The organism is Pseudomonas sp. MPDS, assembly GCF_013283895.1.
Lineage (GTDB): Bacteria > Pseudomonadota > Gammaproteobacteria > Pseudomonadales > Pseudomonadaceae > Aquipseudomonas > Aquipseudomonas rhizophila.
In genome coordinates, this window is sequence record NZ_CP054128.1 from 3,792,026 (window position 1) to 3,801,442 (window position 9,417).

The following is a 9,417-nucleotide window of genomic DNA, read 5'->3' on the forward strand; positions in this document are numbered from 1 at the left end:
GTGCGGGCTTGGCTAGCGAGCCTCCTCCAGCACCTTGCTCAACTGCGCGCCATCAATGCTCAGGGTCGCGGTGTCAAGCATGCCGTCCAGGTAAGCCTTGGCAATCTGTTCCTGGCGCTGGGCACGCAAGGCCTGGGTCAGGCGCTCGCGTACTTCCTCCAGGGTTGCTTCCCGGGGCGGCTGTTGTTCAGTGAGTTTGATCACATGGAAGCCCGCCGCGCTCTGCACCGGGTCCGATACGGCGCCGAGCTTCAAACGCGCCACAGCCTCACGCACTGGCGGCACCAATTGCTGCAACGGTTGCAGGCCACTGTCGCCACCGCGCTCGGCACTGGTGCGATCCTGGGAAAACCGGGTCGCCAGGGCGGCGAACTCTGCGGGCGACGCCTGGGCTTTCTGGCTCAACTCGACGGCTCTGCGGCGCGTCGCCTCCATTGTTTGCGGCTCGGTCGCGGCCAGGAATATCTGGCTGACCCGGTACAGCGCCGGCACTGCCCAGTTGGCTTTCCCTGCCTCGTAAGCCTGCTGCAATTCCTCCTCACTGGGATACTCGGCCGGCACCTGACTAACCGACTGCAAGTAATCACGAAACACGATCTGCTCGGCCGCCGCCCGGGTCTGGCGTTCCACCTCCGGGCGCTGACGCCAGCCCTGGGCATCGGCCTGTTCCAGCACGGCTTTTTCCGCCAGCCGCGTACGGATCCAACCCTCCAGGACCGCTCGGTCACCGAGCATCTGCTGACGAACTTCCGGCGCCAGCGCTGACAGCAACACTTTGAGCTCTTGCGGGCTGACTTGCTGGTTGCCCAAGCGGGCCAGACTCGGCGAATCGGCCGAGGCAACGCTGACGGTCTGCACCGCCGCTACCGGATCGCTGCCCGGCCTCAGGCCAAGCACAACAGCCACGGCGACCAGGCCCAACGCGGCGGCGCTGATAACAAAAGTCGGTTTTTTCACGATGCGGTGGCCTCCTCCAACGGCGGCTCGGCGGGTTCAACCTGGGGCTGCATCCGTGCCGCGTTCTGGCTGTACTCGCGCAGATAAACGATGAACTCCTGCAACAGGCGATCCCACAACTCCAGGTTGCTGCGCAAGTGATCTGCGCTGACACCTGCGGCGACCACGACATCCATTTCCATCACCAGGAACTCGCCCTGCACCGACAACCTTGCAAAACGCCGCGAAGCGTTCCATAGCTCGGCCAGACCGGCCGGCAACTCACCCTGTACCCGCAAGGCGCAGCTGAAGGTGAAGTCCAGATACTGATCAGGCGCGGCCGACAGGTTGCCGAAGCGCACCGCATAACCAATGCCCTGGCTGGCGCTAAGCAGTTGCACGATGCCGTTCTGTTCCGTTTCGTTGACCCGGTACCCGGCGGCTTGCAACAGCTCGGTCAGGGACGTTGGGCTGACGTGTTCAATCAATGAAGTCATGGTCGACTCTTCCTTGCGCTATCAATGGGTGATCGAGGCCTGGGGCGCATCGAAACGGTTCTTGTAGAGGTCATCGCCAAAGCCCTGGGCCAGCTCTTCGAAACGCACCCGGGTCTTGGCGGCGAAGGGCTGGCGGATTTTCATGACGTCGGTGACGTCAATGGTTTCGTAGGCGTGGAGCAGCGTCTTGGCGACTTCGTACATCTGCTGATTCTTGACCGAACATTGCTGCACTTGTGTGTCACGCTCACTCAGTTGAGCTTCCAGACGAGCACGTTCGGCTTCCTTGCCACGGGCCAGGACCAGCAACTCGTCATAGGCTTTCTTGAACTTGCCGATCTGGTCATTGCTGGCCGCCACCTGGGCCTGGGCCTGGCTGCGCAGGCTCTGCTCGTGCCCGGCCAATTGCTCGTTCAGGGCCTGGGCCTTGCTCAACTGCGCGGTCAATTGCTTGATCTGCTCCTGGGCTTGCCGGGCCTGGTCTTGCGCCACCTGCCGGGCGGCGCTGGCCTGGGCCTGTTCACTCTGCAAGGTTTGCAACTGCGCGGTGGTGCTGCGCAATTGCGCCCGCAGGCGTTCTTCCATTCCTTCGCCGTGGGCCGTGCCGCTTAACAGCAGGCCCAGCACCAGCAACGCTACCGGACAATGGTTCATGGCTCGCCTTTTCATGAGGCCTCCCTGCGCTTAGAAGCGCGTGTTGATTTCAAGCTGCAAGACATCGATGTCATACGGCGCGCCGTACACCGCTTCGGAACTCAGCCAGCGACCGGTGGCGAAGACGTTGCTCGCCAGACCGTAGTTGCCGCCCAGGAAGTAACCTTTGGCATTGGTGCCACCCAGGTGAAACGACGAATCGTTGAAACCGTCCGGCAAGGCATCCGGCTGGATGTACTTGTAGCCGGCGAACAGGTTCCAGTCGCCCTGGCGCTTGAGTTCCAGTGAGTTGCCCAAGGTGAACTGGAGCATCCAGGCGTTGGCGCCGCTTTCCACCTCACCGTTTTCGTCCAGGTTGTTGACGAACTGCCCTTCGGAGCGCTTGCGCATCTCGCCTTCGTCGTAGCCCAGGTTATGCACGTAGTTGGCCTGGCTGCGCAGTTTCAGGTCTTGCGGCAGATCGGTGTCCCACTGCAGATTCAGGTCCAGCAGGTTGAACTCCGAGGCCAGACCGACATACTGCGGCTGTGGCGTGGTGGACGGGTTGAGAGGATTGGGCGTGATGTCCCGCAGCAGGAACACCGTGTTGCCCTTCTGCATGAACGCCACGCGCGAGCCATCGCTGTCGCAACCCGGGTCACCGGCCCACGGCTCGCACGGCGAGGAGCGCTGGCCTTCGATATCGTCGAAGCGGTAATAGGCCAGCGCGCCCTTGACGCGGTTGCTGTCGTTGATCGCCCAATTGGCCCCCAGCTGCGCCCCGTACAACCACTTGTTGTCGCTCTCCTCTTTGTCGGAACCGTTGCTGGTGCTGGTGTCGTTGGTGTACTCCACCGGGAACGCACCAACGGTGCCGAACAGGCCCCAGTCCTGATTGAGCTTGCGGTTGAAAATCGCCGCCACGCCGTCGAAGTTCAGGTCACCGGAATACAACAGGTCGGTGGCGTAAAACGGATTGGCGATTCGCCCGCCGGTCAGGGTCAAGTCGTCCGAGGGTTTCCAGGTCAGGTAACCCTGGTCGAGCCAGATGTCCTTCTTGCCGAAACCGCCTCCCAGGGTCTGGGTGGTGGACACCGGGTTGTTGTCCGAGCCGGTGCCGATGCGAATGCCGGCGGTCCATTGCGGAGCGATCACCGCCTTCATGCCCAGACGTGCGCGCAGGCGGAACAGGTTTTCCCGGTCTTCGCGCGTATTGAGCAACGGCGGCAGACTGGAGCTGCTGTTAGGGTTGACGTCGTACGGTCCTCGGTCATTGAGCCGGGCGAAGTCGACGATTTCGTTGCTGTTGGTACCCGAGTAGTAGCGCGACTCATCGCGCAGACGAATGTCGCCATCAAAACTGATCCGCGAGACCCAATCCGGAAAGGTGTTGGGCTGGGCCCAGTTTTCCTGCTTGGCGGTGGCCATCACTTCAGCCTTGACCTGATCGCGGATCTGCTCGCGCACGATGTTTGGCACGTATTGCACCCGCACATCCCCCGGTGCGCCAGCCGGCGTTGCGACGACCGCCGTGGCCGCCTGACGGGCCTGCACGGCTTCCCGTTCGGCCTGGGCGATCAGGCCATCGGCCTGGTCCTGCTTCAACACGCCCTGCTGTACCAGCAGGCGGATCAGATTGATCGTGGCGTTTTCCGACGGCGCCGGGGCGGCCGCCGCGTGCCCGGCCAGGCTCAATACAACCAGGCCGATTGCCCAAGACAATCGATTCACATTGGAAATCATCTGCACACAACTCCTGTTGGCAAACTTTCAAATATTCGGTTAACCCGGACGCCGTCCCTGCAAGGACAGGCGCACGGGCAAAGTCAGGGAGGCCGGTGGCCGTTCACTCAGAGGGGGAGCGGTGCGCAAGGCGGTGATGACTTGTTCATCCACTTGCCCGTTGCCGCTGGACTTGACCAGCTCGACCCGGGTGATCTCGCCCACGGCGCTCAGCCAGACGTCGGCCTGCAGTGAGAAGGCCAGGCTGCGCAGCTCGGGGTTTTCCCGAAGCAGGCGCTGGAAGGTGAACGCCAGGAACTGGCTGTAGGTGCCGTTACCCAGCCGTCCACCTCCAGCCCCGGCCATGCCACCGCCCTTGCCCGCACCGATGTTGAACGCGTCGTTGCCGGCCTGGGCATCACCGTCCATTTGCATGGGGTTCTCCAGGTCATCCACCGGTGACGGCGGCGCTTCTTCTTCGGGCTTGATCTCCTCGGGTTCCGGGGTCGGTTCTGGCTCGACCACTTTCTCCTCGACCTGGGGCTCCGGTTCCTTGGGTTTTTCCGGCGGCGGCGGGGGCGGCGGCGGCAGCGGAATAATGGTTGGCACCTTCGGCGCTTCACGGCGCACGCCACTCATGTCGTTGGCCCATTGCCACAGCAACCAGGCCGCCACGCCACCCAGCACCAGGGCGGCGGCCCACTTGAGCAGGCGCAGCGGCGCGTTCTTCACCGGGGGCGGGTTGATGGGAAGTTTGGCGGTCATGGTCAGCCCTGGCTCGGTTTGCCGGTCACGAGACCGACCTGTGACAGTTCCAGGCGCCGCAACAGATCCAGCACTTCGATGACTTTCTGGTACTGCACCGTGGCGTCGCCGCGCACGATCACCGGAAAATCCGGGCTCTGGGCTTTTTCGATACGCAGACGCTCCTCCAGCTCGCCCAGAGTCACCGGGTAGGCATCAAGGAACACCTGCCCGCCGTCATTCACCGAAATGGCCTTGGTCTTGGCTTCGGACAGCGACACCGAGGCGCTGGCCTTGGGCAGGTTGATCTGAATACCCGACACCTGCGCCGTAGCGGTGAGGATGAACATCACCAACACCACCATGAGCACGTCCACCAACGGCGTGATGTTGATGCTGTCCACTGCGGCGTCATCGTCGTCATCGTGTGAAGCGTTTACGCTAGCCATGACTGCGCTCCTCAGGCCGGTACGGGCGATTGAACGTGATGGTCACGGCGATGCGCCGCTTCACCGGACTGACCTTCGCCGTGCATCTCCGCCAGGCGCGTGATGAACTCGTCGACGAACACCCGCATGTCGGCGCTGACTTCCTTGTTGCGGGTGATCAGCCGGTTGTAGCCAAACAGCGCAGGGATCGCGACGAACAAGCCCATGGCAGTGGCGAGCAAGGCTGCGGCCATGCCCGGGGCAATGGCGTTGATGTTCACGTCACCGGCCATGGCCGTGCCGAGGAACACCACCATGATCCCCAGCACCGTGCCGAGCAGGCCGATGTACGGCCCGCCGGCGATGGCGTTGGACAAGGTCGAGAGTTTCGAGCTCAGTTGCTGGTTTTCCCGGGTGCGCACACCGTCCATGGAGCAGCGGATCGCTTCGATGGTGGCGGCCGACACCGACGAGGTATCGGCGCCCTGCTCGCGACGGGTGCGGATCTCCTTGACCGCCACCAGGTACAACCGCCACAGGGACGAATGTTGCAGGCGCTGGGCGAGGTCCTGATCGTCGGCGAACATTTCCAGGCGCGTGCCGATCGTGGCGAACTGCTCACGGAAGGCTTCGTTGGCGGCACTGAGGCGGCTGACCATGCGGTTCTTGCGGATCATGATGACCCACGACTGGAACATCATCAGCACCAGCACCGCGATGATCACCCAGGCGTCCAGCGGCACAGCGTTGAGCAGGAAACCCAGGCTGCCGAAACCGAAACCGGACTGCTCTTCATCGACACCATAGGCCACCAGTTTCGATTCAGCGCCCTGGGCATTGGCATCAGCCAACAGCAGCGGCGCCGCACGGGCGACCTTGGACAGCCGCACCTCGTCCATGGCCCCGCTGAACGGCACGAAAGCCCCGGTGGGAAGATCAGTTGAAGGGTCGGAGGCAAGCCCCGTAGAAAGATCGGCCCCCAGGGCCATCGGCGAATTGAACGCCGGCATCGCCACCGCCAGGCTCGCGGTTTCACGACCGTTGACGTACAGCACGACCCGGTCGCCCGAGGCGGTCAACGCCAGGTGTTGCCATTGGCCGGGGTTCAACGGTTGAGTCGAGACGGCACGCTGACCGTCAATGTCCAGGAATGGCACACCCTGGTTCACCCCCACCAACAGGCTGGCGGCGGCCTCACGGCGGGCCAGGATCACCTGCTCACCGCTGGCCTGATCCTGGCGCAGCCAGGCGCTGAATGTGAACGCCGCGCCGGCGCTGTGCTGCAATGAAGGGCTGGCCGGCAACAGCAGCGGCTGACCGTTGAATTGCAAGGCACGACCGATCACGCCATCGATGCTGGTTCCAGCGGCACCCTGGGCATTGTTGCCATACGCCGTGGCATCCCGGGGCGGTACACCGGTGGTGCCATCGAAGTGGTAAAGAGCGGTGTAATCCGGGTCGAAGGTCAATTGGCCGCTGCCGGTGGCCGGCGCCTTCTGGTTGCCGTAGTACATCCACAGATCCTGACGCTGGCCACCCTCCACGTTCGGTACATCGACCCAGATCAAGGCCATCCCCATCAACGGGTCGAAGCTTTCGATCTGGTGATTGAGCACGGTCTTGTCATCGGCACTGACAAAACGCAGGTCCGAGCCATCATCCTTGACACCGTCGAAGGTGAAGTTGCCGGTGTGCAGGCGTACCAGCAATGCGGTGCGGCCCAGGGCCTGGCTGATCGCCGCGCCTTGGGGCGTGGTGTCCACGGAAATCTGTTTGCGGTAGTGCCAGTCGTCCTGCCACCAAGCGTTGGCCGTGGCTGGAAGCACCAACCCCAGGCAGATAAACAGGGATAACAATAAGCGTTGCATGGACATGACTCCTAGGTTCAAAACGTCGCTTGCAGGTTGAAATGCAGGCGCGATTCCTGTTTCGAGGTGTTCGGCCCTTCGAGCAGCGGGTAGCCCCAATCGAGGCTGCCGGACAGCCATTTGCTCAGGCTCGCGCGAGTGCCGAGGCCGACACTGGCCAGGCTGTAATCCGCGTCCTGATCGGGCAGTTCGTCGCGCAAGTACAACTGCGCGCCTTCGGCGAAGGCGTAGAACCGCCACTCCTGGACATAACTGCCGAGGAACTTGGCAATGGAAGGTGTACGCAACTCCTGGGACAGCAGGTAGCCGTCATCCCCGGTACGCTCGGCGGCCAGATAACCGCGAACCGATGTCGCGCCACCGGCAGAGAATTGTTCGTTGGAAACCAGCGGCCCGGACGCCAGCTGGAACGCGGCTTTGGACGCGGTCTGCCAGTCGTTGGCGAAGGTGAAGGTGTAATTGCCGTCACCCTTGAGCACGGCAAAACTGGGGCTGGCGCGGTAGCGCTTGTAGTCGAAGTCTTCGTCGGAACTGCCATAGCCCAACAGGCTGCGGGTGCCCGCCACCAGGCTCAGGCCAAGGCCCAACTGGCTGTTTTCGGTGTAGCGAAAGCCGTTGTAGGCGAAGGTGAACGGCGCGTACTTGAGCGGTACTTTGTCGCTGGCGCCGCCCAGATTCAGCTCTTCCTCAAAGTCTTTGAAATCCACGCCAATGGAAAACGTATTGGCCCAGGCGGCGCTGGACGCCAAGGTGTAGATCGCCGAGACACCGTACGAATGGCCCCTGCCCAAGACGTTGCTGCCGCCGATGGTCGCCACGTTGCTGTCGGACTGGTAACCGGAGAACTGCACACTCCAGTGCTCGTCCAGCGGTGCGGTATAGGAGCCCGACCAGACCTTGGCGTTTTCGGTGTCCTGGGGCGCGGTGAAGAAGGTCAGCGAGAGGCTGTGACCCAATTGCCAAAGGTTGTTGTAGCCCAGGCTGGCGACTGTGCGCAGCTTCTCGGTGTCGGCGCTGTAATCGTTATTGAGCCCCAGGCTGGCTTGCCACGGGTTCTGATCCTCGACCTGCAAGTCCACATCCATGGTGCCGGGCCGCTGGCCCTCGCGCACCAACGGCATGACCTGGCGCCCCGGGGTCTTGTTCAACTGCGCCAACTCGGTCTGGACCTGGGCGAAATCGGGCACCTCGCCTTCCTTGAGCGCGGGCACGTCCTCGCGGATCTCCACGGGCGAATAATGCTTGGCACCCACCACGCGGACTCGGCCGACTTTGGTCTCGCTGACCTGCAGGTAGACGATGCCGTCTTCGACTTTCTGCTCCGGCAACTCGACGAACACCGATTGATAACCGCGCGCCTGATAGGCCTTCTGCAGCGCCTCCCGGGCACCTTCGATATCGCTCAAGGCCTTTTGCGGGCCGAGGAACGGGTACACCGCCTCCTCGATGGCCCGGGCATCGAGCACGGTGTTGCCACGCACGAAATACTCGTTCACGTCCACCAGGCGAGCCGGGGCCGATTCGACTGCCTGCTGCGCTTGCGCGGCGAACGCCGACGGCCCCCCGACCGTCAACACCAACCAGCCCCACAGCGCTGGCCGCGATTTGAAGAAATGCTCCACACCACCCCCTGAATTCAAAGTACCGCTCAATTGCTTGCAGTCGATGTCGTGGCGTGCCGCGCCAGCCAGGTGTGCAGCAGCGCGAAATTCAAGGAGAACTCCGGCATTTGCAGCAAGGCACCGCAGAACACTTCACCGATTATTTTCTGGATGAGCCTCACCGCCCGCGCATCGCCCAGCAGCGTGGCGAGGTCTTTGCTCAAAACGTCGAAGCGCCAGACCTTCTGGTTCAGGTCCAGGCCGACGAACCAACGGAACAGCAGGTTGTAATTGAGTTGTTCGTAGAGTTGCTGCTCGCTGGGCACCGAATAGAGCAGTTGCAGTAAAAGGATGTGCATGACGGTCTGCGGTGCGATCAGCATCTCAGCGCTTGCGGTGAGGCCTTGCAGCACGTCGCGGTGGTCGTCCAGCAGGTCGTCGATTTGCGGACGCAGCAACACCAGTGAATGGCCTTGCGGGATGTAGCTGGACACTTCCTTGAGTGCGCCCTGCCAGTCATCCTGGGAAACGATCCAGACCCACGGTGCGCCGTAGCGATACACCGAGACCGGCTGCTTGCGCGCCGCCTCGACGATCTTCGACAACCGCTGGTCAAGCTCCTGCATGCCCACTTTCGAATAACGTTCCATAGTTCCCATCGCCTCACTCCCGGCTGCCTGCCCCGGTTCCAAACGACCTTGCAGGTCCCCTCGAACACGTCACACAGGCTTGACGGGAATGGCGATGTGCTACCGAACTTTTGTCATGAAAGCTTCATTTGGATGGACGTCGATGGGAACTTGAGCGCGGCTCCCGTGGCGAGGGAGCTTGCTCCCGCTGGGCTGCGCAGCGGCCCCAAAAAGGCTGCTGGGGAGTATCTGACACACCGCGGTGATTGGCTTGGGGCTGCTGCGCAGCCCAGCGGGAGCAAGCTCCCTCGCCACAGGTACTGGGTGTCCAGCAACCCTGTGGGAGCGAGCCTGCTCGC

At 62.6% G+C, this 9,417-nt stretch carries 9 protein-coding genes; all 9 read right to left on the minus strand.

Going from position 1 to position 9,417, the window contains the following annotated elements:
• Positions 1 to 12: 12 nt before the first annotated feature.
• Positions 13 to 957 (minus strand): peptidylprolyl isomerase, encoded by a 945-nt coding sequence (locus HQ912_RS16675; protein ID WP_173407048.1) that lies wholly within the window; start codon positions 955 to 957, stop codon positions 13 to 15.
• Positions 954 to 1,433 (minus strand): YbjN domain-containing protein, encoded by a 480-nt coding sequence (locus HQ912_RS16680; protein ID WP_076385216.1) that lies wholly within the window; start codon positions 1,431 to 1,433, stop codon positions 954 to 956. The genes HQ912_RS16675 and HQ912_RS16680 overlap by 4 nt, the downstream gene beginning before the upstream one ends.
• A gap of 21 nt (positions 1,434 to 1,454) precedes the next feature.
• Positions 1,455 to 2,102 (minus strand): DNA repair protein, encoded by a 648-nt coding sequence (locus HQ912_RS16685; RefSeq protein ID WP_173407049.1) that lies wholly within the window; start codon positions 2,100 to 2,102, stop codon positions 1,455 to 1,457.
• A gap of 15 nt (positions 2,103 to 2,117) precedes the next feature.
• Positions 2,118 to 3,809 (minus strand): putative porin, encoded by a 1,692-nt coding sequence (locus HQ912_RS16690; RefSeq protein WP_173407050.1) that lies wholly within the window; start codon positions 3,807 to 3,809, stop codon positions 2,118 to 2,120.
• Between the two features lie 39 nt (positions 3,810 to 3,848).
• Entirely contained in the window at positions 3,849 to 4,553 is a 705-nt protein-coding gene (locus tag HQ912_RS16695) for an energy transducer TonB (protein WP_076385220.1), read from the minus strand.
• 2 nt (positions 4,554 to 4,555) lie between these two features.
• Entirely contained in the window at positions 4,556 to 4,981 is a 426-nt protein-coding gene (locus tag HQ912_RS16700; protein WP_047228946.1) for an ExbD/TolR family protein, read from the minus strand.
• A gap of 11 nt (positions 4,982 to 4,992) precedes the next feature.
• A complete protein-coding gene (locus HQ912_RS16705) occupies positions 4,993 to 6,828 on the minus strand; it encodes a DUF2341 domain-containing protein (protein ID WP_047228945.1) in 1,836 nt (611 codons plus the stop codon).
• Between the two features lie 17 nt (positions 6,829 to 6,845).
• Positions 6,846 to 8,402, minus strand: a complete 1,557-nt coding sequence (locus HQ912_RS16710; RefSeq protein WP_409936847.1) for a ShlB/FhaC/HecB family hemolysin secretion/activation protein — start codon at positions 8,400 to 8,402, stop codon at positions 6,846 to 6,848.
• A gap of 74 nt (positions 8,403 to 8,476) precedes the next feature.
• A complete protein-coding gene (locus HQ912_RS16715) occupies positions 8,477 to 9,079 on the minus strand; it encodes a transposase (RefSeq protein ID WP_047228943.1) in 603 nt (200 codons plus the stop codon).
• Positions 9,080 to 9,417: the final 338 nt, after the last annotated feature.

Bases quoted from the DNA above. Each gene is read 5' to 3' on its own strand.
- HQ912_RS16680 (WP_076385216.1), bottom strand. From the start codon at position 1,433: ATGACTTCATTGATTGAACACGTCAGCCCAACGTCCCTGACCGAGCTG.
- HQ912_RS16685 (WP_173407049.1), bottom strand. From the start codon at position 2,102: ATGAAAAGGCGAGCCATGAACCATTGTCCGGTAGCGTTGCTGGTGCTG.
- HQ912_RS16690 (WP_173407050.1), bottom strand. From the start codon at position 3,809: ATGATTTCCAATGTGAATCGATTGTCTTGGGCAATCGGCCTGGTTGTA.
- HQ912_RS16695 (WP_076385220.1), bottom strand. From the start codon at position 4,553: ATGACCGCCAAACTTCCCATCAACCCGCCCCCGGTGAAGAACGCGCCG.
- HQ912_RS16700 (WP_047228946.1), bottom strand. From the start codon at position 4,981: ATGGCTAGCGTAAACGCTTCACACGATGACGACGATGACGCCGCAGTG.
- HQ912_RS16705 (WP_047228945.1), bottom strand. From the start codon at position 6,828: ATGCAACGCTTATTGTTATCCCTGTTTATCTGCCTGGGGTTGGTGCTT.
- HQ912_RS16715 (WP_047228943.1), bottom strand. From the start codon at position 9,079: ATGGAACGTTATTCGAAAGTGGGCATGCAGGAGCTTGACCAGCGGTTG.